Consider the following 22,042-nt stretch of genomic DNA (forward strand, 5'->3'; position numbering starts at 1 on the left):
GTCAGGCTCCTCGTGAAATCACAATCACTACCAGCACCGCCAGCTCGATAACGGCCAGACGGCGGAACAGCGCAGGTACGGCAGCACTCTGCCAGCCAGGGATCCAGGCTACCGGGTTCAGCCAGTGGCGCAGCTTCAGCACGGCGGCAAAGTTCTCTTTCACCGGCATGGCAAAGCCGTGGGCAGTGATCACCATTGATTGCTCATGTTCATAACCGCATGCCCACGCCGCACCGCGCGAACGGGACGCGAGTCGGTCGCGTTTGAAGAACAGCATCAGAATGAATGGCAGCAGCGGCGCGGCAATCAGCAACAGCGCAATCATCGGCTGAGACACAGTGGTGTGCGCCGTGGTGAGCGGCAGCGGTATCGCGCTACCCAGCAACGGCAGCAGCCACGGTGCAGCCACACCGCCGATAAAGCAGCACAGCGCCAGCGCGACAATGCTCGCGCCCATCAACACCGGTGCGCAGCAGGCGTTTTCCGCTTCACGCGTGCGCGGTGCGCCGAGGAAGGTGACGCCGTAAACTTTCGCCATACACATCACCGCCAGCGCCCCGGTCATCGCCAGCCCGACCGCCAGAAGCGGCCCCAGCAGACGGGCGATAAACACATCGCTCTGGCCGAGCGCGAAGAAGGACTGATAGATCACCCACTCCCCGGCAAAGCCGTTGAGCGGCGGCAGCGCCGCCATCGCCATCAGACCGACCAGCATCGCCAGTGAAATCACGGGCATCTTTTTGCCAATGCCGCCAAGCTTTTCGATATCGCGATGGCCAGTGCGGAACCAGACGCTCCCCGCGCCCAGGAACAGCGTGCTTTTAAACAGGCTATGGTTAATCAGGTGATAGAGACCGCCGATAAAACCGGCCGCAATCAGCGCCGGTTGATTGAGCGCTAACCCGGTCACGCCCGCGCCAATACCGAGCAGGATGATGCCGATATTTTCCAGCGTGTGGTACGCCAGCAGGCGCTGGATATTGTGCTCCATCAGCGCGTACAGACCGCCGACGAACGCGGTGATCATCCCGGCGATCAGCAGCACGACGCCCCACCACAGCGGCGGTTGTCCGCCGGTCAGCGTAATCGCCAGAATGCCGAACAGACCCACTTTCATCACCACCACAGAAAACAGCGCGGCAGCAGGTGCGGAGGCATTCGCATGCGCCTGCGGCACCCAGCCGTGCAGCGGGATGATCCCGGCGAGCAGGCCGAAACCGAGCACACCCAGCAGCCAGACGTCATTTCCCAACGGATGACCGTTGAGTGCGGAGAAGTCCAGCGTGCCGAAGCGCTGCCACACCAGCCAGCAGGCCAGCGCCAGCAGCAGCGTCCCGAGGCGGCCCAGCGCAAACCATAGTTTGCCGGAGGCGCTACAGCCCGTCAGGAACACGCCGCAGAGCGCCATGATTTCCGCCATCACCACCAGCGCCCCGAGGTTACTGGCAATAACGGTACAGACCGCCGTTGCCAGCAGCAGGTTGACCAGCAGGCCGTTGGCTTTAGTATTCTGATGGCGGTGCCAGTCAATATTGAACAGACTGATAAACAGACCACACAGGCCAAACGTCACCAGCCAGATGGCATTTAGCGGCGTAATCTCCACGGTGTGGCGAATCAGCGGCATCACGGCCTCTACGGATTGGCCGCCGAGCAGGACGACACCGCCCGCCGCCAGCGTCATCAGGCTACCGACCGCCCCGCCGATTCCGGCAATCCAGCCGCTCAGGGTTTTATGCAAAGAGAAGATCAGCGCCAGTACTGCGGCGGCGGTAAAGTACGCCACGGCGCTGTTTATCATGGTTATGGCGTTCATTTCGCCTCCTCATTAAGCGCCTGCAGAAGCGAAAGATCGCCAAAATCGCTATTGATGGTCAGCTCACGTTTACGCTTGCTGGTACGGGCGATATCGCGGATGTTAACCAGAATCAGCGCTTTGGTCGGGCAGGTGCGTACGCACGCTGGACCTTGCTCATCAAAGCTGCACAGGTCGCATTTCACCGCTACGGCACGAATGCCGGGGACCCAGTCAAGCAGCGTACTAACCTTCGCGGGGGCCGGAGGCGCAGGAGGCGCTTTCGGCGTATTGGCATTGGCCGGAATATGCAGTGGGCGGCTGCCGGAAAATTCAATCGCGCCGAACGGGCAGGCAATGCCGCACAGCTTGCAGCTCACGCACAGGCTTTCGTTCAACTGGACAGCGCCATCAACGCGAGTGATGGCATTCACAGGGCAAACACCCGCACAAGGGGCATCTTCACAGTGATGACAGAGCTGCGGGGCAGACTCTTTTTCATTACGCATGATGTGCAGGCGCGGCATGGACTGCAACCCATGCAGGCGATGCGTTTCCGAACACGCCGCCTCACAGGTTCGACAGCCAATACAGACCGTCGAGTCAGCAATTACAAAACGGTTCACCGGGTTATCCTCTGGTGATAGTCATTTTTGACGAAAAACTGTCTTGTCGACACTTCTCGACACGTAAGAGTCAGGCCACATTCGCTGAGGCATGTGCATCCATTAACTGCGCCAGATTGACCGGAAGATCGTGTTCAACGGCGGCGTATAAACCGTCATAAACTGGCGCGATTTTTTCCAGATAGTGCTCCAGCACCTGCTGGCGATCGCGGTTACTGACGTGACCATCCACCATGCCGTCTGCCATCAACTGTGCCTTCGCAATACACTGTTTTTCACCGTCTTTTGTCTCGAGGTAGTACTCGATGGTGTGGCTGTTGAAGTTATCCGCCAGGGTAACGTTGATGGTGAAATGGCCGAAGAGGACAAAGCGCATATCACCTTGTGCCGCGCAGCTCATTGCGTGGTGAAGACGTGCTTTCGACAGGGTGATGCCCTGTACCAGAGAGTTGCAGTACAGGTGCCACTGGTCCTGTAATTGCTGATGGCGCTGCGCGATGTAATCCGCTTTTTCGCTGATTTCCCAAATAGTCATAAAAGGTATCCGGTTAATGGAGATAGCGGCTGTTAAGCAGATTCCATGCCAGTTTTTATTTTATTGATTTTAAAGAAATTAAAATAAGAGACACCTGTCAACTCCGCGGTGTCGACGTGTCATTTCGACAGCGTTGACATCGTCACCCCTTAACAAAAATCAAGCTGGCATTGTTATTGCATTACCGGGGCAATTCATTGAGGAGGCGTCATGCACGAAATCACCCTCTGCCAGCGGGCTCTGGAACTTATCGAACAGCAGGCAGTGCAAAACCACGCGAAACGCGTCACCGGTGTCTGGCTGAAAGTCGGGGCATTTTCCTGTGTCGAGACCAGCGCCCTGACCTTCTGTTTTGAGCTGGTATGCCGCGGCACGCTGGCGGAAGGCTGCGAACTCCATATTGAAGAGCAGCAGGCAGAGTGCTGGTGTGAACAGTGTCAGCAGTACGTCACCCTGCTTTCATCGAAGGTTCAGCGCTGTCCGCAATGCCAGAGTGCCGGGCTGCGCATCGTGGCGGATGACGGCATGCAGATCCAACGACTCGAAATCGAGAAGGAGTAAATTATGTGTAGCACCTGCGGTTGCGGTGAAGGCAACCTGTATATAGAAGGGGATGAACACCGTCCTCACTCCGCGTTTCGCTCCGCGCCCTTTTCACCCGCCCCGCGCCCTGCATCGGCATTAACCGGTATCACTTTCGCTCCTCAACAATCTGACGCGGGTGATCTGCATTACGGTCACGGCGAAGCGGGGACACATGCGCCGGGCATCAGCCAGCGCCAGATGCTGGAAGTCGAAATCAACGTGCTGGACAAAAATAACCAGATCGCCGCCCGCAACCGCGCACGCTTTGCTACCCGCAAACAGCTGGTGCTGAATCTGGTCTCCAGCCCCGGGTCCGGCAAAACCACGCTGTTGACTGAGACCCTCAAACGCCTGAACGGGCGCGTCTCCTGCGCGGTGATCGAAGGCGATCAGCAGACGGTCAACGACGCCGCCCGTATTCGTGAAACCGGCACGCCTGCCATTCAGGTCAATACAGGCAAAGGCTGCCACCTGGATGCGCAGATGATTGCCGACGCTACCCCGCGTCTGCCACTGGCAGATAACGGCATCCTGTTTATTGAAAACGTCGGCAACCTGGTTTGCCCGGCGAGCTTTGACCTCGGTGAACGGCATAAAGTGGCCGTGCTTTCGGTGACCGAAGGCGAAGACAAGCCGCTGAAATACCCCCACATGTTCGCCGCCGCGTCCATCATGCTGCTGAACAAGGTCGACTTGCTGCCATACCTGAATTTTGATGTGGATAAGTGCCTGGCGTATGCCCGTGAAGTCAACCCGGACATTAACATCCTGCTGGTGTCCGCCACACGCGGCGACGGTATGGAAAGCTGGTTGAACTGGCTGGAGAGCGAACGATGTGCATAGGCGTACCGGGACAAATTCACGCCATTGACGGGAATCAGGCCAGAGTGGATGTGTGTGGATTATTACGCGATGTAGACCTGACGCTGGTCGGCAGTGTTGATGAAACTGGCGCTTCACGCCTCGGCCAGTGGGTGCTGGTGCATGTGGGCTTTGCCATGAGTGTGATTAACGAAGCGGAAGCGCGCGACACGCTCGATGCGCTGCAAAATATGTTTGATGTGGAGCCTGACGTGGGTGCTCTGCTGTACGGTGAGGAGCGATAGCTGATGCGTTACGTTGATGAATACCGCGCGCCAGAACAAGTGATGCAACTTATCGAACACCTGAAAACGCGAGCAACCCTGCTGGACTACAGCGCAGCAAAACCGCTGCGCATTATGGAAGTGTGCGGTGGGCATACCCATGCCATCTTCAAATTTGGTCTCGACCAGCTTCTGCCAGAGAACATCGAGTTTATTCACGGCCCTGGCTGTCCGGTGTGTGTTCTGCCGATGGGACGTATCGACAGCTGTATCGAAATCGCCAGCCAGCCCGACGTCATTTTTTGCACCTTTGGCGACGCAATGCGTGTGCCAGGGAAAAATGGCTCACTATTGCAGGCTAAAGCGCGTGGAGCGGACATCCGGATCGTCTACTCGCCGATGGATGCCCTGACGCTGGCAGCGGATAATCCCACCCGTAAAATCGTGTTTTTCGGTCTGGGTTTTGAAACCACCATGCCGGCCACGGCAATCACGCTACAGCAGGCCAGAGCCCGCAACATCAAGAACTTTTTCTTTTTCTGCCAGCACATTACGCTCATCCCCACGCTGCGTAGCCTGCTGGAAGAACCGGGTAACGGCATTGACGCTTTTCTGGCACCAGGCCATGTCAGCATGGTCATCGGTACAGATGCCTACGGTTTTATTGCTGAACAGTACAATCGTCCATTAGTGGTGGCTGGTTTCGAACCTCTTGATCTACTGCAAGGCGTGACCATGCTGGTTGAGCAGAAAATAGCAGCCCTGAGTACGGTGGAAAATCAGTACCGCCGCGTCGTACCTGACGCAGGCAATACACGCGCTCAGCAAGCCATTGCGGAGGTGTTTAGCGTCGAAGGCGACAGTGAATGGCGCGGCCTGGGACTGATTGCCGAATCCGGCGTGCGTCTGACGCCTGCGTATCAATCATTCGATGCTGAAGCGCATTTCCATCCGCAACCACAACAGGTTTGCGACGATCCCCGGTCTCGCTGCGGCGAGGTCCTCACGGGCAAATGCAAACCTCATCAATGCCCGTTATTTGGCAACACCTGTAACCCGCAAACGGCGTTTGGCGCGCTGATGGTCTCCTCAGAAGGAGCGTGTGCCGCGTGGTATCAGTATCGCAATCAGGAGTGTGAAGCATGAGCACGGTTGAAATGGCGCATGGCAGCGGTGGACAGGCAATGCAGCAGCTGATTAGCCGGCTGTTTATGGAGGCTTTTAACAACCCCTGGCTCGCTGAGCAGGAAGACCAGGCGCGTATTGATCTGGCAACCCTCACCGCGCAAGGCGACAGGCTGGCGTTCTCCACCGACAGCTATGTGATTGACCCGCTGTTCTTCCCGGGCGGCGATATCGGCAAGCTCGCCATCTGCGGCACGGCAAACGACGTCGCTGTCAGCGGTGCCGTTCCACGCTACCTCTCCTGCGGATTTATCCTTGAAGAAGGTTTAGCGCTGGAGACGCTCACGACAGTGGTTAACAGTATGGCGAAGACCGCGCGGGAGGCGGGGATTGCCATCGTCACAGGTGATACCAAAGTGGTGCAGCGCGGCGCAGCCGACAAGCTGTTCATCAACACCGCCGGCATGGGGGCTATCCCTGCCGATATTCTCTGGGGGGCACAACAGCTTAACGTCGGCGACGTGCTTCTCGTGACAGGAACGCTGGGCTGTCATGGAGCGACTATCCTTAACCTGCGCGAAGGTTTAGGGCTGGATGGTGAACTGCGCAGCGACTGCGCGGTGCTCACCCCACTTATTCAGACACTGCGTACCATTCCGGGCGTAAAAGCCCTTCGTGACGCCACCCGTGGCGGCGTGAATGCCGTGGTACATGAGTTCGCGGCAAGCTGCGGGTGGGGTATTGAACTAAGCGAGCGTAGTCTGCCCGTTAAGCCTGCCGTTCGCGGCCTGTGTGAATTATTGGGCCTTGATCCACTCAATTTTGCCAACGAAGGCAAGCTGGTGATCGGCGTTGAACGCCACGTCGCTGACGTGGTACTGGACATGCTGCGTGCGCATCCTTTAGGGAAAGAGGCCGCCATTATTGGTGAAGTGGTTGAGCGCAAAGGGGTGCGCCTGACCGGGATTTTCGGCGTGAAACGTACGCTGGATCTGCCGCACGCTGAACCATTACCCCGTATTTGCTAGGCCGCGCCAAAAGCGGTCAGCGCTGAATTTCTTTTATTTGCCAGTTTCTATTGGAAAGCAATATGCCGTATACACCGATGAGCGATCTTGGACAGCAGGGCCTGTTTGATATCACGCGCACACTTTTACAGCAGCCCGATCTCGGTGCGCTGAGCGATGCCCTGACGCGCATGGTCAGGCAATCTGCACTGGCAGACAGCGCCGCCATTGTGCTCTGGCATAGCGGAACGCATCGCGCGAGCTACTACTCCACGCGTGGTAATGACAAAACGTTTGAATACGAAGATGAAACCTATCTCGCTCATGGCCCGGTGCGCCGTATTCTCTCCCGGCCTGAAATCCTGCACTGTAATTTTGAGGAGTTCCGGCAGGCCTGGCCGAGGCTGGCGGAAAGTTCTCTCTATCACTCTTTCGGTCATTACTGCATGTTACCGCTGGCCGCGGAAGGTCATATTTTTGGTGGCTGCGAGTTTATCCGCACAACCGACCAGCCCTGGAGCGAGGCGGAATACGAGCGTCTGCACACCTTTACCCAGATTGTGGCCGTCGTCGCGGAGCAGATCCAAAGCCGTGTCACCAATAACGTCGATTACGACCTGCTGAGCCGCGAGCGCGACAACTTCCGCATTCTGGTCGCTATTACCAACGCCGTGCTTTCCCGGCTTGATATGGATGAACTGGTCAGCGAAGTCTCGAAAGAGATCCACCACTATTTCAAAATTGATGCCATCAGCATTGCGCTGCGGGGGTATCGTAAGGGCAAGCTGAATATCTACTCCACACATTACCTCGATGAAGCCAACCCGGCACACGAGCAAAGCGAAGTGGATGAAGCGGGTACGCTGTCTGAGCGAGTCTTCAAAAGCAAAGAGATCCTGCTGCTTAACCTTGATGAGCAGGATCCGGTAGCTCCCTATGAGCGGATGCTGTTTAACACCTGGGGCAACAAAATTCAGACCCTGTGCCTGCTGCCGCTGATGTCTGGCAATACCATGCTCGGCGTGCTGAAGCTGGCGCAATGTGAGGAAGGGGTGTTTACCACGGCCAACCTGAAGCTGCTGCGCCAGATCGCCGAGCGAATCTCCATCGCGCTGGATAATGCCCTCGCCTATCAGGAGATCCACCGTCTGAAAGAGCGGCTGGTGGATGAAAACCTGGCCCTGACCGAACAGCTCAACAACGTTGACAGCGAGTTTGGTGAAATCATCGGGCGCAGCGACGCGATGTACAGCGTGCTCAAGCAGGTGGAGATGGTGGCTCAAAGCGACAGTACAGTTCTGATCCTGGGCGAAACTGGCACGGGTAAAGAGTTGATTGCCCGCGCCATCCACAACCTGAGCAACCGCAATGGTCGCCGGATGGTGAAAATGAACTGCGCGGCTATGCCTGCCGGTCTGCTGGAAAGCGATCTGTTCGGCCACGAACGCGGGGCGTTTACCGGTGCCAGTAGCCAGCGCCTGGGTCGTTTTGAGCTGGCGGACAAGAGCTCGCTGTTCCTCGACGAAGTTGGCGATATGCCGCTGGAACTACAGCCTAAACTACTGCGGGTATTACAGGAGCAAGAGTTTGAGCGTCTTGGCAGTAACAAGCTGATCCAGACCGATGTACGGCTCATTGCCGCCACCAACCGTGACCTGAAAAAAATGGTCGCTAACCGCGAGTTTCGCAGCGATCTCTACTATCGCCTGAACGTCTTCCCGATCTTTCTGCCGCCCCTGCGCGAGCGCCCGGAAGATATCCCCCTGCTGGTCAAAGCCTTTACTGCCAAGATTGCGCGCCGAATGGGTCGCAATATCGATAGTATTCCTGCCGAAACGTTACGCACACTCTCTTCTATGGAGTGGCCCGGCAACGTGCGTGAGCTGGAAAACGTTATTGAACGCGCGGTGTTACTGACGCGAGGTAGCGTGCTGCAACTGTCCCTGCCTGAGGTTACCCTGCCTGACGTGACCGTTCCCGCCGCCGAGATAGCGAAAGAGGGAGAAGATGAATTCCAGCTCATTATGCGCGTGCTGAAAGAGACCAACGGTGTGGTAGCCGGGCCGAAAGGTGCGGCCCAGCGTTTAGGGTTAAAACGGACCACCCTGCTGTCGCGTATGAAGCGGCTGGGAATTGATAAAGAGAGTCTGGTTTAAGCTGTCATTCCGGCGGTGTTTTCCTGACACCGCCTTTTATTACCCTGCGCAATTGTCCCTCATTGACACAAAATCGTTTCCTCTGTATAAAATTCCGCCTTAATAATGAGTTTCATTTGCATCAAAAAATAATGTTAATGATGGGTAGCATTTCATGAAAAAGATCTTCTGCGCGTTAGGCCTGGCGGTTGCGTCGGTCAGTTCTGCTCTGGCAACCACGTATCCTCTGACAATTGAAAACTGTGGCTATAAAGAGACGTTCACCAAAGCACCGGAACGCGTCGTGGCCCTGGGTCAGAACACCGTCGAAATTTTGCTTCTGCTGGGTCTGGAAGATAAGGTGAAGGCCAGCGCCTTCTGGCCGACCAAAGTGCTACCGCAGCTGGCGGAACAGAACGCGAAAATCAAAACCCTGACAGTTGAAATCCCTACCCTTGAATCCGTGCTTGCGCAAAATCCTGACTTTGTCCCAGCCCAGACGCCGCTGCTGCTGGGGCCGGAAAGTAAGGTCGCAAAACGCGAAGACCTGATGACCCTCGGCGTGAACAGCTATGTGTCACCGGGCATGTGCGCGACCAAAAAAGCCACCGGCGATATGTATGGCAGCCGTCAGAAGCTGTGGGATATGACGTATCTCTATCAAGAGATTGAGGATTTCGCCAAAATCTTTAACGTTGAAGATCGCGGCCAGGCGGTGATTGCCGATTTCAAAAAACGCGAGGCCGAGCTGCGTAAGGAATTCGGCAAGAATAAAAAAGACCTTTCGTTTGTCTTCTGGTTCTCCAGCTCATCCCCTTCTGCAGATGCTTACGTCGGTGGTAAAAATAGCCCCTCCGGGTTTATCGCCAGCCTGATGGGTGGTCATAACGCTATTACGTCCGAGACCGAATGGCCAACCGTAGGTTGGGAAAGCATTATTGCCGCAAATCCGGATGTCATTGTGGTGTCCAGCCTGGACCGCAACCGCTGGGCGCTGGATAACGCGGAAGAAAAAATCAAATTCCTGAAGAACGATCCGGCGGTCAGCCAGCTGGATGCGGTGAAAAAAGGTCATATCGTAGTGATGGACGGCCAGGCGATGAACCCGACGATTCGCACGATTTACGGGGCTGAGCAGGTCGGCGAACAGCTCAGAAAGCTGGGGCTGAACTGATGACCGTCGCTGTTCTTCAGGCCCGACAGGGCCTGGTTCTGACAACGTCATGTTTGCTCGCGTTTGTACTGTTATTTCTGGTCATCGCGCTTGGCGTCAGCGTCGGCGAGCTGTCCATCCCACTGCAAAATGTCTTTTATGCTATCAGCAATAAAATGGGGCTTACCCAGGTTCCGCTCAATCGCATCTATGAGAGTGTTATCTGGGACTTTCGCCTGAGCCGCGCGCTGGTGGCAGCCTGCTGTGGCGCGGGGCTGGCCATCTGCGGCGCAGTATTACAGAGCCTGCTGAAGAACGCGTTGGCGGAACCTTACGTGCTGGGCGTATCTGCAGGTGCGTCTACCGGCGCGGTTTCCGTCGTGGTATTGGGTATCGGCACCGGTGCGGTGTCGCTCTCTGCGGGCGCGTTTGCCGGGGCGTTTGCCGCCTTTGCCTTCGTCGCCTTCCTGACGAACGGTGCGCGTGGCGGTAATGAACGGACCATTCTGGCAGGCGTAGCCGCCTCTCAGTTGTTCAACGCCATTACCGCCTACACCATCAGCACCTCCGCCAGTGCCCAGCAAGCGCGTGATGTCATGTTCTGGCTGTTGGGCAGCTTCAGCGGCGTTCGCTGGCCTGAATTCCAGCTTGTGCTGGTGGTGGTACTGATTGGGTTAGCCGTTTGCCTCTACTATTCCCGGGCGCTGGATGCCTTTACCTTCGGTGATGATGCCGCCGCGTCCCTGGGCATTGCCGTCCCCTGGGTGCGCCTGGCACTCTTTACCACTACCGCGCTGATTACTGCCACAATCGTCAGCATGGCGGGCTCCATCGGCTTTGTAGGGCTGGTGGTACCACATGTGATGCGTTTCCTGTTTGGGCCGCTGCACCGCACATTGCTGATTGCCAGCGCGCTGGCAGGGGCGATCCTGATGGTGCTGGCAGATATCGCCTCACGCATGCTGATTGCCCCGCAAAGCCTGCCCGTAGGCGTGGTGACCGCGCTGGTGGGTGTACCTTTCTTTGCCGTGATTATCTACCGCTCAAGGAATAAGTGATGAGCATCTGCGCTAAAAATATTACCTGGAAGGTAGGCAAAAAAGTCATCGTTAATGACGTCTCTCTGAAGGTCTCCCGGGGTGAAACCGTCGGGCTGCTAGGACCAAATGGCTGCGGTAAATCCTCGCTTTTGCGTATCCTTGCGGGCCTTCGTCGCCCGGACATCGGCAGCGTAACCCTGGACGGGGAAGATATTTCCCGGATAGCCAAAAAGCAACTCGCCCGCCGGGTCGCTTTCGTTGAGCAACACGGGATGACCGATGCGAATATGCGCGTACGTGACGTGGTAAAGCTCGGTCGTATTCCGCACCACTCCCCTTTTTCAAACTGGAGCACGCACGATGACGAGACCGTCACCGCAGCCCTGCAACGCGTGGACATGCAGGATAAAAGCGACCAGGGCTGGCTGAGCCTGTCTGGCGGTGAACGCCAGCGGGTGCACATTGCCCGTGCGCTGGCCCAGACTCCCACTGAAATCCTGCTGGATGAACCGACCAACCACCTGGACATTCACCATCAGATGCAGTTAATGCATTTGATCAGTGAGCTGCCTGTCACCAGTATTGTCGCTATCCACGATCTCAATCATGCTTCGATGTTCTGTGATTCACTGATTGTGATGCAAAAAGGGCAAATTGTGGCCACGGGAACACCGCAGGAGATCTTATCCGAAGAGCTGCTCTGGGACGTCTTCCGGGTAAAAACCAAAATTGAGATCTCGCCGTTCCATGGCAAAAAGCACATTCACTTTATCGTTTAGGGGCAAGTGAACAACGATGTCCCTTCGCCCTGCCACCACACTCTGGCCGCCCGTTTTACTGGGTAGCCAGTTTGTTTTTAACATTGGTTTTTATGCCGTTGTCCCCTTCCTGGCGATATTCCTGCGCGACGATATGCTGCTCTCCGGCGGGCTGATCGGGCTGATCCTGGGGCTACGCACGTTCTCCCAGCAGGGGATGTTTATCGTCGGGGGGGCGCTCTCGGATCGCTTTGGCGCGAAAATCGTCATCCTGAGCGGGTGCGTTATCCGCGTCGCGGGTTATCTGCTGCTGGCCTTCGGGCAATCTCTGTGGCCCATTATTCTCGGCGCATGTCTGACCGGCATCGGCGGAGCATTATTTTCCCCCTCCATTGAGGCTCTGCTGGCGAAAGCGGGCACCCACAGCGAGGCGAAAGGAAAACGTAGCCGGGCGGAATGGTTTGCTCTCTTTGCTGTCTGTGGTGAGCTCGGTGCAGTGCTGGGCCCGGTTGCGGGAGCTCTGCTGACGGGGCTTGGCTTCCGCCAGGTGGCACTGGCGGGTGCGGGAGTCTTTATCATTGCGCTAGTGGTGCTCTACTTCTGCCTTCCAGCTTCACATCACCGTTCACAGACGCTAAACATACAGCCCTGGTGGACAACGTTCCGCCAGCCGCGCTTTGTCGCCTTTATCATTGCCTACAGCTCGTGGCTGTTAAGCTATAACCAGCTTTATCTGGCGCTGCCAGTGGAGATCCAGCGTTCTGGCGGTAACGAGAAAGATCTCGGCCCACTTTTTATGCTGGCCTCCATTCTGATCATTACATTACAGCTACCGCTGGCGCATTTTGCCCGACGCGCGGGCGCGGTGAGAATTCTGCCGGTGGGATTTGTGCTGCTTTCTGCCGCCTTTGCGAGCGTGGCGATGTTTGCCCCGATGACGCCGCCGGAAGGCTGGCTTCGCTTACTGCCCTCAGTCTGTTTTGTGACGCTGTTGACGCTGGGACAGATGCTGCTGGTACCATCGGCTAAAGATCTGATCCCTCGGTTTGCGGAGGAATCAACGCTTGGCGCGCACTACGGCGCACTCGCCACCGCCGGAGGCATTGCGGTACTGGCAGGAAACTTGTTGTTTGGCAGCCTGCTGGATCGCGCGCTGGTGCCCTCAACGCAGGCAATGTATCCATGGCTGCTGCTGGCAATCTTCCCACTCTGTAGCGCATTAGCCCTTCACGTGATTTGCCGCCCACTGAGAAGCTAAACCAGTCACTTTTTCGGGCGATACTTCACCGGTAGCTCCGGTACGGGACGACGGTCATCCATCAGATGACGGATGGTCAGAATAGGGTGACGCCATAACATACGCGGGCCAGCCCAGCGCATGACCTGCTTCATCTCTTCACGTCTGGCAGGCTGATAGCAGTGCACCGGACACTGTTTGCAGGCGGGTTTTTCTTCACCAAACACGCACTTATCCAGGCGTTTATCGGCATAAGCCTTAAGCGCCTGATAATAATTCTCTTCCTGAGAAGCCTGTGGACACTGCTTTTCATACAACGCGATCATTTTCGCGATTGTCTCTTTTTCTCGTGATATGCGTTTACCAGACATAACGACTTACCCAGCAATAAAGTGCATTAATAATACACCTTTAAACGCCAAATTTCAGTTGTTGCATTCCGTTTTCTGAAGCCTGATTCCAGTATTAAGCCTCCACCTCAAAAAAATCACTGGTATTTTATACAGGCATCAGAAATGACTATTGTCCGTACTGCCAGGGGGCCCTATGCAAGAGATCGTGATAACCAAACCCTACCGCCATTTGAAAGTGGGGTATTTCAGAAAGCGTCATGAAGACCGTAAAACCAAGATACCAAAGCGTTACAGCGTGCATGCGGCGCTGAGCTTAAAAGGTGACTGGCTTGAACAAGCAGGGTTTACCACCAATTCCCAGGTCAGAGTGGGCGTAGAGCATGGAAAAATTGTCATTGAGTTAATGCCGGAAGGCGCCTCGTAAAGCCACGACATTTTTCTGCGCCGTACCTTTTTTTCATGCGACAATAGAAGGAACAAACGGCCACTGAGCCGATCAAAACGGTTTATTTTCAAAGAAATGGACATCATAACTCCATGAGCACAATCGACAATTTCGACGCACATACGCCGATGATGCAGCAGTATCTGAAGCTGAAGGCACAGCATCCGGAAATTCTGCTGTTTTACCGCATGGGCGATTTTTACGAGCTGTTTTATGACGATGCTAAGCGTGCATCGCAGTTGCTCGACATCTCGCTGACCAAACGTGGTGCCTCGGCAGGTGAGCCAATCCCAATGGCAGGTATCCCGCATCACGCGGTAGAAAACTACCTGGCGAAACTGGTGAATCAGGGCGAGTCCGTCGCCATCTGCGAACAGATCGGCGACCCGGCGACCTCGAAAGGTCCGGTTGAGCGCAAAGTCGTGCGCATCGTCACGCCAGGTACCATCAGTGATGAAGCCCTGCTGCAGGAGCGTCAGGATAACCTGCTGGCGGCACTCTGGCAGGACAGCAAAGGGTTTGGCTACGCGACGCTCGACATCAGCTCCGGACGTTTTCGTCTGAGTGAACCGGCTGACCGTGAAACGATGGCTGCCGAATTGCAGCGCACCAACCCGGCAGAATTACTCTATGCCGAGGATTTCGCCGAAATGGCGCTTATCGAAGGCCGTCGTGGATTGCGCCGCCGTCCGCTTTGGGAGTTCGAAATTGATACCGCGCGTCAGCAACTGAATCTCCAGTTTGGCACCCGCGATCTGATTGGCTTTGGCGTGGAAAACGCCCCGCGCGGACTGTGCGCAGCAGGTTGTCTTCTGCAGTACGTGAAAGACACCCAGCGCACCGCCCTGCCGCATATCCGCTCTATCACGATGGAGCGCCAGCAGGACAGCATCATCATGGATGCCGCTACGCGCCGTAACCTGGAGATCACCCAAAACCTGGCGGGTGGCGTCGAAAATACGCTCGCCTCGGTCCTCGACAGTACCGTGACGCCGATGGGCAGCCGTATGCTTAAACGTTGGCTGCATATGCCGATTCGCGATACCGATACGTTGGTTTGCCGTCAGCAGACGATTGCTGCGTTGCAGGATCGTTATACCGAGCTGCAGCCGGTTCTGCGCCAAGTAGGCGATCTGGAACGTATCCTGGCCCGTCTGGCTCTGCGGACAGCGCGCCCGCGCGATCTTGCCCGGATGCGTCATGCTTTTCAGCAACTGCCGGAACTGCGTGCGCAGTTAAGCGACGTAGACAGCGCCCCTGTTCAAAAACTCCGTGAAACCATGGGCGAATTTACCGAGCTTCGCGAGCTGCTGGAGCGAGCCATTATTGATGCGCCTCCGGTTCTGGTGCGTGATGGCGGCGTGATTGCTCCTGGCTACAACGAAGAGCTGGACGAATGGCGTGCGCTGGCCGACGGCGCAACGGACTACCTTGATAAGCTGGAAATCCGCGAGCGCGAACGCCTTGGGCTCGACACCCTGAAAGTGGGCTATAACGCGGTACACGGTTACTATATTCAGATCAGCCGCGGGCAGAGCCACCTGGCACCGATTCACTACGTGCGTCGCCAGACATTGAAAAATGCAGAACGCTACATTATTCCTGAGCTGAAAGAGTACGAGGACAAAGTTCTCACCTCGAAAGGTAAAGCGCTGGCTCTGGAAAAACAGCTGTATGACGAGCTGTTTGACATGCTGATGCCACACCTGGCCGACCTGCAGTTAAGCGCCAGTTCGCTGGCGGAACTGGACGTGCTGGTGAATCTGGCGGAACGCGCTGAAACGTTGAACTATACCTGCCCGACCTTTACCGACAAACCCGGCATTCGCATTACCGAAGGTCGTCACCCGGTGGTAGAGCAGGTGCTGAACGAACCGTTCATCGCTAACCCCCTGAACCTGTCACCGCAGAGAAGGATGCTGATCATTACCGGTCCGAACATGGGCGGTAAAAGTACCTATATGCGCCAGACAGCGCTGATCGCGCTTCTCGCCTACATCGGCAGCTACGTCCCGGCTCAAAACGTGGAGATTGGCCCCATCGACCGCATCTTTACCCGCGTGGGCGCAGCGGACGATCTGGCTAGCGGCCGCTCAACCTTCATGGTCGAGATGACCGAAACGGCTAACATTCTGCATAACGCGACGGAACACAGCCTGGTGCTGATGGACGAAGTCGGACGCGGAACATCAACCTATGATGGTCTGTCACTGGCATGGGCCTGTGCTGAAAGCCTGGCGAATAAGATCAAGGCAATGACCCTGTTCGCAACCCACTATTTCGAACTGACACAGTTGCCGGAGAAAATGGAAGGGGTTGCTAACGTCCACCTTGATGCGCTGGAACACGGCGACACTATCGCCTTTATGCACACGGTGCAGGATGGCGCGGCGAGCAAGAGCTATGGCCTGGCCGTCGCAGCGCTGGCGGGTGTTCCTAAAGAGGTGATTAAACGCGCGCGTCAGAAACTGCGTGAGCTGGAAAGCCTCTCACCGAATGCGGCTGCAACGCAGATTGATGGCACACAGATGTCGTTGTTAGCACCCGCGGAAGAGACGTCGCCAGCAGTAGAAGCCCTGGAAAACCTCGATCCGGATTCCCTGACGCCGCGTCAGGCGCTGGAGTGGATTTATCGGCTGAAGAGTTTAGTGTAATTTTTTGCCGGGTGGCGGCTTCGCCTTACCCGGCCTACACAACCCGTAAGCCCGGTAAGCGCAGCGCCACCGGGCTTTTTTTTACAGCAAAGGCGGAATGGTCGGCACCTGTGGTGCCTCGTCAATATCCTTCTGCGTCATACGAAATGCTTCCGGATAGTGATCCCGGCTGGTACGGCGCAGCGGTTCAGTATCACGCCAGGTATACAGGCAATGCTGGCACTGATACACAGTCCAGACCCCTTTCACGGGAGATGTCGCCATTACTTCAATGTGTTCATCGGCACAACGTGGACAAATCATCTTTTCCTCCTTATTGACGTGCAGCCAGCATCGCGGTCAGTTTTTCCGCCCAGGCTTTAGTTTCAGGTAAATCCTGTACCGGCTGGCTGTAGTGGCCACGGGTGTCCGGTGCAACTGGCGTCGTAGCATCAATAATCAGCTTGTCGGTAATACCCGCCGGGCTCGAACCTGGGTCAAGTTCAAGCACTGACATGTTCGGCAACTGCACCAGATCACCTGCCGGGTTCACTTTCGATGACAGCGCCCACATCACCTGTGGCAGGTTGAACGGATCGACATCCTCATCCACCATAATGACCATTTTCACGTAGCCCAGACCGTGCGGCGTGGTCATAGCACGTAAACCAACCGCACGAGCAAAACCGCCGTAGCGTTTTTTAGTAGAGATAATCGCCAACAGACCGTGGGTGTACATCGCGTTAACCGCCTGCACTTCCGGGAATTCCGCTTTTAGCTGCTGGTAGAGCGGCACGCAGGTGGCTGGCCCCATCAGATAGTCAATCTCGGTCCACGGCATGCCGAGGTAGAGGGATTCGAAAATCGGTTTGGTGCGGTACGAAACTTTATCAATACGTACGACCGTCATATTACGTCCCCCCGAATAGTGGCCAGTAAACTCACCAAACGGCCCTTCAATTTCACGTTTGCGGCCTTCGATCACCCCTTCGAGGATCACTTCTGACCCCCACGGCACGTCGAAACCGGTCAGTGGTGCGGTAGCAATGGGATACGGGCTTTCACGCAACGCGCCAGCCATCTCATACTCAGACTGATCGTATTTAAGCGGTGTAGCGCCCATGAGCGTGATGATTGGATCGTTGCCAAGCGTTATCGCAATCGGCAGATCTTCCCCGCGCTCTTCCGCTTTGTGCAGATGCAGGGCAATGTCGTGCATCGGTACCGGCTGCAGGCCGAGCTTGCGCTTGCCCTTCACTTCCATGCGGTAAATACCGACGTTTTGCTTGCCAAAATGATCGGGGTCCTGCGGATCGCGCGAGACAACGCACGCTTTATCAAGATAAAAACCACCGTCACCATCATTCAGGCGAAACAGCGGCAGGATGTCGAACAGGTTAATGTTTTCCCCATCTACCGTGTTTTGTGCCCATGCCGGATTAGCACGGCGCTCTGGTGCAATTGGGAATTTATCCCAGCGGCGGATAAACTCGTCGATCTGTTTTTTGACCGGGGTGTTCGCAGGCAGCCCCATCGAAATGGCGTGATTCTGCCAGGAGCCAATCGTATTCATCACGACACGGGCATCGGTAAACCCGCGAATGTTGTCGAACCACAGCGCGGGGGCACCGTCGCCAATGCGTCCTGTTGCGTTGGCTGCCGCCGCCAGATCGGGCTCGGCGTTTACCTCTTCCTCAATTTTCAACAGTTGCCCTTGCTCATCGAGCGCCTGCAGGAAGCTTCTCAAATCATCAAATGCCATCTTTATTCTCCTGTGAAAAATGTTTCGCCTCCTGCAACCCGTTCCAGCGGCGTGCCTTTTTATGCTCCAGACCAAACTGGTCAAGCACGCGGGTCACAATATGCTGGGTAATGTCATCGGCGGTTTGCGGGTGGTTGTAATACGCAGGCATGGGCGGCACCATCGCCACGCCCATGCGGGAAAGCGCAAGCATATTCTCCAGATGAACGGTGCTGAGCGGCGTTTCACGGGGAACCAGCACCAGCTTACGCCCCTCTTTCAGCACCACATCCGCCGCGCGTCCCACCAGCCCTTCGGCGTAGCCTGCGCGGATCCCCGCCAGCGTTTTCATGCTGCAGGGAATGACGATCATGCCGTCGGTGCGAAATGAGCCGGATGAGATGGTGGCGGCCTGGTCAGCCGGACTGTGGACAACGTCAGCCAGAGCAGCAACGTCCTGCGCGGTGTAAGGCGTTTCCAGCTCAATGGTGGTTTTTGCCCACTTCGACATAACCAGGTGGGTCTCCACCTCCGGAATCTCCCGCAAGGCCTGGAGTAGCGCCACGCCCAGCGGAGCGCCCGTTGCCCCCGTCATTCCCACGATCAATCTCATTCAGCACCTCAACTGTTTTGTTCGTACACGAACATTAAAACTAAGCTACTCCCGAACCATTTTCCTGACAAGATCGTTCGCACACGATCACACGAATCGCTAAAAAATGCCGCGTTAAAATCCGGAGCAATAGCGGCTATCATAGTGGGAGATTTTTCCGTCGGAGTGTTCATGGAACTAAGACAAGAGGCGTTCCACCTGTTACGTCAGCTTTTTCAACAGCATACCGCGCAGTGGCAGCACGCCTTGCCGGAACTGACCAAGCCGCAGTATGCGGTCATGCGCTCAATTGCCGAGAATCCTGGCATTGAACAGGTGGCATTGACCGAAGTCGCGGTTAGCACAAAAGCGACGCTGGCAGAAATGCTAAGCCGCATGGAGGCTCGCGGGCTGGTCAAACGTGAACTCGATCCTGCGGATAAGCGCCGCCGGTTTGTCTTCCTGACGCCAGAAGGAGAAGCCCTGCTTGCAGTCTGTAAACCGGTTGGTAATGAGGTGGATGAGGCGTTTTTAGGACGTCTAAACAAGGCCGAGCGGGAGCAGTTCTCTGCACTCATCAAAAAGATGATGCACGATTAATTCACGCTGGTGCGCATAAAATCGATAAAGGTACGCACTTTCGCGGATACATGCCGGGCATCAGGATAAACCGCGTAGATGCCCTGCCTCGCAAAGGTGTATCCCGGTAAAACCGACACCAGATTTCGCGCATCCAGTGCCTCACGCACCAGCCATTCCGGTAGTAACGCCACACCACTTCCTGCAAGTGCAAAGGCCATTAGCGCCTGCGCACTGTCCGCAAACAAACGCGGTGCTTTTTTAATCTCCAGCGTCTCTGATGCACCGCTGGCATCTTTTACCTGCCAGTGCAATGGCGAGGCCAGACGCTCGTGAACGAGCCAGTCAGCTTGTGCCAAATGTTCCAGCGATTCAATTGGATTTTTCGCCAGCCACCCGGGCGTCGCGACGGGCAGGATGGAGAAGTGCGAGATCGCAGCTGCGTGATAGCGTGAATCGGCGAGCGTTCCCAGCCGGATGGCGACATCAAAGCGCTCTGAAATTAGGTCGGCATGCAGCGACGACGAAACATGTCTTACGCGAAGATCAGGATGCTGCTGGCTAAACCTGGCCAGCAAAGGAACCACGACCCTTGAACCATACTCCGGTGTGGTCGTGATCCGCAATTCCCCCGTGAGCCCCCCATGATTCGCGCGTACATCGTCCTGCAATTGCTCTGCATCCTTCAGAAGCGCGACGCTGCGTTGATGAAAAAGCGCACCGGCCTCGGTTAAGGTCAGACGTCGGGTGGAACGCAGCAACAGGGTGACGCCCAGCTCAGCTTCGAGCTGGCGGACATTGAAGCTGACCACGGCTTTTGTCAGCCCCATCGCGTCGGCCGCCGCAGTGAAACTGCCGGTATCCGCTACCGCTACAAACATTGCCGTCCGCTGTAAATTAATCATCGTCACTCTTTTTTACTGTCAAAATGTATTTGACAGTATATCTCGCTTTGTCGCATTTATCCGTACCTCCCGGGCCGCTACGATACGCCACCTCACGGGAGGAACAGTCATGACGTATCGCACTAAAGTCGCCGTAGTTTATCTGCTGGGCTTTTTTCTTGATTTGATCAACATGTTTATTGCCAGTGTCGCCTTTCCGGCAATAGCACACACGTTTAACGCTACGCCTTCAGCGCTTGCCTGGGTCAGTAACGGGTATATTGCCGGGTTGACGCTGGTGATCCCTTTTAGCACCGAGCTGACACGCCGCATCGGGCCAAAGCGCGTCATCCTGATGTCGCTTTTACTGTTCAGCGCAACCTCAGTTGCAGCAGGCTTGTCTTCCTCACTGGAAAGCCTGATTGCCTGGCGAGTACTGCAGGGAATGGGAGGTGGCTTATTGATCCCTGTAGGACAGGCACTGACCTGGCAACAGTTTAAGCCCCACGAGCGTGCCAGACTTTCTTCAGCGGTCATGCTGGTGGCGTTGCTTGCTCCCGCTTGCTCACCTGCTATCGGGGGAGTTCTGGTGCAGATGTTAAGCTGGCGGTGGATATTTTTTGCCACCCTTCCCGTTGCGGTGGTGACGTTTATTTTGGCTTGTCTATGGCTGAAACACGAAATGCCATCGATGAAAGCGACCAGGCTGTTAAATCTGCCTTTGCTGATGAACCCACTTCTGCGTTTTTCCATGCTGGTCTATTTATGTGTACCTGGCATGTTTATTGGGGTGAACGTAACGGGTATGTTTTATCTTCAGAACGAAGCAAACATGACGCCTGCCGAAACGGGAATGCTCATGCTGCCATGGTCTCTGGCATCATTCATGGCGATCACAGCGACGGGCCGCTACTTTAACCGCGTCGGTCCCCGGCCACTGATTGTCACGGGTTGCCTGCTGCAGGCGCTGGGCATTTTGCTGTTGCTCAACGTCAACTCAGCCACAACAGCGCTTTTACCCACTGTTGCGTTTGTATTGATGGGAGCAGGAGGCAGTCTTTGCAGCAGCACGGCTCAGAGTAGTGCTTTTTTGACGACGCGCCGGGAAGAGATGCCGGATGCCAGCGCCCTGTGGAATCTTAACCGCCAGCTGAGCTTTTTTGCCGGAGCCCTGCTATTGGCACAGATGCTGAACCTGGCCCAGGTATATCTGACACCTCTCGCCGCGTGGCACGGGATGTTTATTTTTGCCGCAGGCATCACCTTATTGCCTGTACTGTATGCTTTTCGTCTTAACAATAAGCAGGTGCTAACACAACTGCGACAGGAGAATTCATGACGCTTTTCGAACAAGAGATTATCGACCTCCACATTGCGCTCGAAAGCTGGTTAGGCAATGGCGAAGGTGATGTCGACGCGCTACTCGCCCGTTTCCGGCCTGATTTTCTGATGATCCCGCCAGGGGGTACCCATATTGACTATGACGGTCTTGTCAGTTTTCTGGAAAAACAGCGCGGGAGTCGTCCCGGGCTGAAGATCGTCATTGATGACTTAACAACGCGACAGGCGTGGAGCCACGGTGCGGTGCTTCACTACCGGGAAACACAAACTCGCCCCGATCACCCGGTCAACGTGCGCTGGTCAACCGCCCTGCTTAATCTGGAAGGTGAGTTGATCACATGGCGTTTGCTGCACGAAACGGCACAGCCGTAGAAAAAAAGAAAAAGGCCCGTC

Annotated in this window: 23 protein-coding genes; 15 read left to right on the forward strand and 8 right to left on the reverse strand. The window is 55.9% G+C overall.

The annotated features are described in order from the left end of the window. Position 1: 1 nt before the first annotated feature. The 3 genes from hycC to hycA form a co-directional block, all read right to left on the reverse strand. Complete coding sequence (gene hycC, locus WB237_RS16075; protein ID WP_336214534.1) at positions 2–1,816, reverse strand: formate hydrogenlyase subunit 3; 1,815 nt, start codon at positions 1,814–1,816, stop codon at positions 2–4. After that, positions 1,813–2,421, reverse strand: coding sequence for a 4Fe-4S dicluster domain-containing protein (locus WB237_RS16080; RefSeq protein ID WP_028016837.1), 609 nt, complete (start codon positions 2,419–2,421; stop codon positions 1,813–1,815). The genes hycC and WB237_RS16080 overlap by 4 nt, the downstream gene beginning before the upstream one ends. 70 nt (positions 2,422–2,491) lie before the next feature. Beyond that, a complete protein-coding gene (gene hycA, locus WB237_RS16085) occupies positions 2,492–2,956 on the reverse strand; it encodes a formate hydrogenlyase regulator HycA (protein ID WP_129995095.1) in 465 nt (154 codons plus the stop codon). A 210-nt stretch (positions 2,957–3,166) separates the two neighbouring features. On the opposite strand from hycA, the gene hypA reads away from it, so the two are divergent. The 10 genes from hypA (at position 3,167) to WB237_RS16135 (ending at position 13,102) form a co-directional block, all read left to right on the forward strand. After that, positions 3,167–3,517: a hydrogenase maturation nickel metallochaperone HypA gene (hypA, locus tag WB237_RS16090; protein WP_049006121.1), complete on the forward strand. Its 351-nt coding sequence runs from the start codon at positions 3,167–3,169 to the stop codon at positions 3,515–3,517. A gap of 3 nt (positions 3,518–3,520) precedes the next feature. Continuing rightward, positions 3,521–4,384, forward strand: coding sequence for a hydrogenase nickel incorporation protein HypB (hypB, locus tag WB237_RS16095; protein ID WP_336214539.1), 864 nt, complete (start codon positions 3,521–3,523; stop codon positions 4,382–4,384). Continuing rightward, positions 4,375–4,647: a HypC/HybG/HupF family hydrogenase formation chaperone gene (locus WB237_RS16100; protein ID WP_028016841.1), complete on the forward strand. Its 273-nt coding sequence runs from the start codon at positions 4,375–4,377 to the stop codon at positions 4,645–4,647. Before hypB ends, WB237_RS16100 begins: the two co-directional genes overlap by 10 nt. A 3-nt stretch (positions 4,648–4,650) precedes the next feature. Beyond that, positions 4,651–5,772, forward strand: coding sequence for a hydrogenase formation protein HypD (gene hypD, locus WB237_RS16105; RefSeq protein WP_336214542.1), 1,122 nt, complete (start codon positions 4,651–4,653; stop codon positions 5,770–5,772). Beyond that, positions 5,769–6,779, forward strand: a complete 1,011-nt coding sequence (gene hypE, locus WB237_RS16110) for a hydrogenase expression/formation protein HypE (protein ID WP_336214544.1) — start codon at positions 5,769–5,771, stop codon at positions 6,777–6,779. The genes hypD and hypE overlap by 4 nt, the downstream gene beginning before the upstream one ends. A gap of 62 nt (positions 6,780–6,841) precedes the next feature. Further along, positions 6,842–8,914 (forward strand): formate hydrogenlyase transcriptional activator FlhA, encoded by a 2,073-nt coding sequence (gene flhA / locus WB237_RS16115; RefSeq protein WP_336214546.1) that lies wholly within the window; start codon positions 6,842–6,844, stop codon positions 8,912–8,914. Positions 8,915–9,068: 154 nt separating this feature from the next. After that, entirely contained in the window at positions 9,069–10,067 is a 999-nt protein-coding gene (locus WB237_RS16120) for an ABC transporter substrate-binding protein (RefSeq protein WP_028016845.1), read from the forward strand. After that, positions 10,067–11,104, forward strand: a complete 1,038-nt coding sequence (locus WB237_RS16125; RefSeq protein ID WP_028016846.1) for a FecCD family ABC transporter permease — start codon at positions 10,067–10,069, stop codon at positions 11,102–11,104. Before WB237_RS16120 ends, WB237_RS16125 begins: the two co-directional genes overlap by 1 nt. Further along, positions 11,104–11,865 carry an ABC transporter ATP-binding protein gene (locus tag WB237_RS16130; RefSeq protein ID WP_336214550.1) on the forward strand — a complete coding sequence of 254 codons (762 nt, stop codon included), beginning with the start codon at positions 11,104–11,106 and terminating at the stop codon, positions 11,863–11,865. Before WB237_RS16125 ends, WB237_RS16130 begins: the two co-directional genes overlap by 1 nt. A 16-nt stretch (positions 11,866–11,881) precedes the next feature. Next, positions 11,882–13,102 carry an MDR family MFS transporter gene (locus WB237_RS16135; RefSeq protein WP_336214552.1) on the forward strand — a complete coding sequence of 407 codons (1,221 nt, stop codon included), beginning with the start codon at positions 11,882–11,884 and terminating at the stop codon, positions 13,100–13,102. A gap of 5 nt (positions 13,103–13,107) precedes the next feature. Here the strand turns inward: WB237_RS16135 and WB237_RS16140 are convergent, their stop codons facing one another. Further along, the gene (locus WB237_RS16140) at positions 13,108–13,452 is read right to left on the reverse strand and encodes a nitrous oxide-stimulated promoter family protein (protein WP_336214554.1); all 345 of its coding nucleotides are present in this window, start codon (positions 13,450–13,452) and stop codon (positions 13,108–13,110) included. A 175-nt stretch (positions 13,453–13,627) separates the two neighbouring features. Here WB237_RS16140 and WB237_RS16145 point away from each other — a divergent pair, with 175 nt between their 5' ends. Then, positions 13,628–13,858: a SymE family type I addiction module toxin gene (locus WB237_RS16145; protein WP_114978628.1), complete on the forward strand. Its 231-nt coding sequence runs from the start codon at positions 13,628–13,630 to the stop codon at positions 13,856–13,858. A 113-nt stretch (positions 13,859–13,971) separates the two neighbouring features. Beyond that, positions 13,972–16,533 carry a DNA mismatch repair protein MutS gene (gene mutS / locus WB237_RS16150; protein ID WP_336214558.1) on the forward strand — a complete coding sequence of 854 codons (2,562 nt, stop codon included), beginning with the start codon at positions 13,972–13,974 and terminating at the stop codon, positions 16,531–16,533. An 81-nt stretch (positions 16,534–16,614) separates the two neighbouring features. On the opposite strand, the gene WB237_RS16155 is transcribed toward mutS, so the two are convergent. From WB237_RS16155 to WB237_RS16165, 3 genes are read right to left on the reverse strand one after another with little or no spacing between them, the layout of a single operon-like run. Beyond that, positions 16,615–16,836: a non-oxidative hydroxyarylic acid decarboxylases subunit D gene (locus WB237_RS16155; RefSeq protein WP_028016852.1), complete on the reverse strand. Its 222-nt coding sequence runs from the start codon at positions 16,834–16,836 to the stop codon at positions 16,615–16,617. A gap of 10 nt (positions 16,837–16,846) precedes the next feature. Further along, the gene (locus WB237_RS16160; RefSeq protein ID WP_336214562.1) at positions 16,847–18,274 is read right to left on the reverse strand and encodes a non-oxidative hydroxyarylic acid decarboxylases subunit C; all 1,428 of its coding nucleotides are present in this window, start codon (positions 18,272–18,274) and stop codon (positions 16,847–16,849) included. Further along, positions 18,264–18,866 carry a non-oxidative hydroxyarylic acid decarboxylases subunit B gene (locus WB237_RS16165; RefSeq protein WP_049007386.1) on the reverse strand — a complete coding sequence of 201 codons (603 nt, stop codon included), beginning with the start codon at positions 18,864–18,866 and terminating at the stop codon, positions 18,264–18,266. Before WB237_RS16165 ends, WB237_RS16160 begins: the two co-directional genes overlap by 11 nt. Positions 18,867–19,037: 171 nt before the next feature. On the opposite strand from WB237_RS16165, the gene WB237_RS16170 reads away from it, so the two are divergent. Beyond that, a complete protein-coding gene (locus WB237_RS16170) occupies positions 19,038–19,445 on the forward strand; it encodes a MarR family winged helix-turn-helix transcriptional regulator (protein WP_336214566.1) in 408 nt (135 codons plus the stop codon). Here WB237_RS16170 and WB237_RS16175 read toward each other — a convergent pair. Next, entirely contained in the window at positions 19,442–20,329 is an 888-nt protein-coding gene (locus tag WB237_RS16175; RefSeq protein ID WP_336214568.1) for a LysR family transcriptional regulator, read from the reverse strand. The two genes, WB237_RS16170 and WB237_RS16175, sit on opposite strands and share 4 nt — an antisense overlap. A gap of 109 nt (positions 20,330–20,438) precedes the next feature. On the opposite strand from WB237_RS16175, the gene WB237_RS16180 reads away from it, so the two are divergent. Together WB237_RS16180 and WB237_RS16185 are read left to right on the forward strand one after the other, a co-directional pair. Continuing rightward, complete coding sequence (locus WB237_RS16180; RefSeq protein WP_336214570.1) at positions 20,439–21,647, forward strand: MFS transporter; 1,209 nt, start codon at positions 20,439–20,441, stop codon at positions 21,645–21,647. Then, positions 21,644–22,021, forward strand: coding sequence for a DUF4440 domain-containing protein (locus WB237_RS16185; RefSeq protein ID WP_236921096.1), 378 nt, complete (start codon positions 21,644–21,646; stop codon positions 22,019–22,021). The genes WB237_RS16180 and WB237_RS16185 overlap by 4 nt, the downstream gene beginning before the upstream one ends. Positions 22,022–22,042: the final 21 nt, after the last annotated feature.

This window comes from Enterobacter sp. P82 (assembly GCF_037053385.1).
Classification (GTDB): Bacteria; Pseudomonadota; Gammaproteobacteria; order Enterobacterales; family Enterobacteriaceae; genus Enterobacter.

Excerpts from the sequence above, each read along its gene's own strand:
- hycC (WP_336214534.1), bottom strand. The coding sequence starts at position 1,816 with ATGAACGCCATAACCATGATAAACAGCGCCGTGGCGTACTTTACCGCC.
- hypB (WP_336214539.1), top strand. The coding sequence starts at position 3,521 with ATGTGTAGCACCTGCGGTTGCGGTGAAGGCAACCTGTATATAGAAGGG.
- WB237_RS16165 (WP_049007386.1), bottom strand. The coding sequence starts at position 18,866 with ATGAGATTGATCGTGGGAATGACGGGGGCAACGGGCGCTCCGCTGGGC.
- mutS (WP_336214558.1), top strand. The coding sequence starts at position 13,972 with ATGAGCACAATCGACAATTTCGACGCACATACGCCGATGATGCAGCAG.
- WB237_RS16135 (WP_336214552.1), top strand. The coding sequence starts at position 11,882 with ATGTCCCTTCGCCCTGCCACCACACTCTGGCCGCCCGTTTTACTGGGT.
- hypE (WP_336214544.1), top strand. The coding sequence starts at position 5,769 with ATGAGCACGGTTGAAATGGCGCATGGCAGCGGTGGACAGGCAATGCAG.
- WB237_RS16130 (WP_336214550.1), top strand. The coding sequence starts at position 11,104 with ATGAGCATCTGCGCTAAAAATATTACCTGGAAGGTAGGCAAAAAAGTC.
- WB237_RS16175 (WP_336214568.1), bottom strand. The coding sequence starts at position 20,329 with ATGATTAATTTACAGCGGACGGCAATGTTTGTAGCGGTAGCGGATACC.
- WB237_RS16155 (WP_028016852.1), bottom strand. The coding sequence starts at position 16,836 with ATGATTTGTCCACGTTGTGCCGATGAACACATTGAAGTAATGGCGACA.
- hycA (WP_129995095.1), bottom strand. The coding sequence starts at position 2,956 with ATGACTATTTGGGAAATCAGCGAAAAAGCGGATTACATCGCGCAGCGC.
- WB237_RS16140 (WP_336214554.1), bottom strand. The coding sequence starts at position 13,452 with ATGTCTGGTAAACGCATATCACGAGAAAAAGAGACAATCGCGAAAATG.
- hypD (WP_336214542.1), top strand. The coding sequence starts at position 4,651 with ATGCGTTACGTTGATGAATACCGCGCGCCAGAACAAGTGATGCAACTT.
- WB237_RS16125 (WP_028016846.1), top strand. The coding sequence starts at position 10,067 with ATGACCGTCGCTGTTCTTCAGGCCCGACAGGGCCTGGTTCTGACAACG.
- WB237_RS16180 (WP_336214570.1), top strand. The coding sequence starts at position 20,439 with ATGACGTATCGCACTAAAGTCGCCGTAGTTTATCTGCTGGGCTTTTTT.
- flhA (WP_336214546.1), top strand. The coding sequence starts at position 6,842 with ATGCCGTATACACCGATGAGCGATCTTGGACAGCAGGGCCTGTTTGAT.
- WB237_RS16170 (WP_336214566.1), top strand. The coding sequence starts at position 19,038 with ATGGAACTAAGACAAGAGGCGTTCCACCTGTTACGTCAGCTTTTTCAA.
- WB237_RS16145 (WP_114978628.1), top strand. The coding sequence starts at position 13,628 with ATGCAAGAGATCGTGATAACCAAACCCTACCGCCATTTGAAAGTGGGG.
- hypA (WP_049006121.1), top strand. The coding sequence starts at position 3,167 with ATGCACGAAATCACCCTCTGCCAGCGGGCTCTGGAACTTATCGAACAG.
- WB237_RS16160 (WP_336214562.1), bottom strand. The coding sequence starts at position 18,274 with ATGGCATTTGATGATTTGAGAAGCTTCCTGCAGGCGCTCGATGAGCAA.
- WB237_RS16100 (WP_028016841.1), top strand. The coding sequence starts at position 4,375 with ATGTGCATAGGCGTACCGGGACAAATTCACGCCATTGACGGGAATCAG.
- WB237_RS16120 (WP_028016845.1), top strand. The coding sequence starts at position 9,069 with ATGAAAAAGATCTTCTGCGCGTTAGGCCTGGCGGTTGCGTCGGTCAGT.
- WB237_RS16185 (WP_236921096.1), top strand. The coding sequence starts at position 21,644 with ATGACGCTTTTCGAACAAGAGATTATCGACCTCCACATTGCGCTCGAA.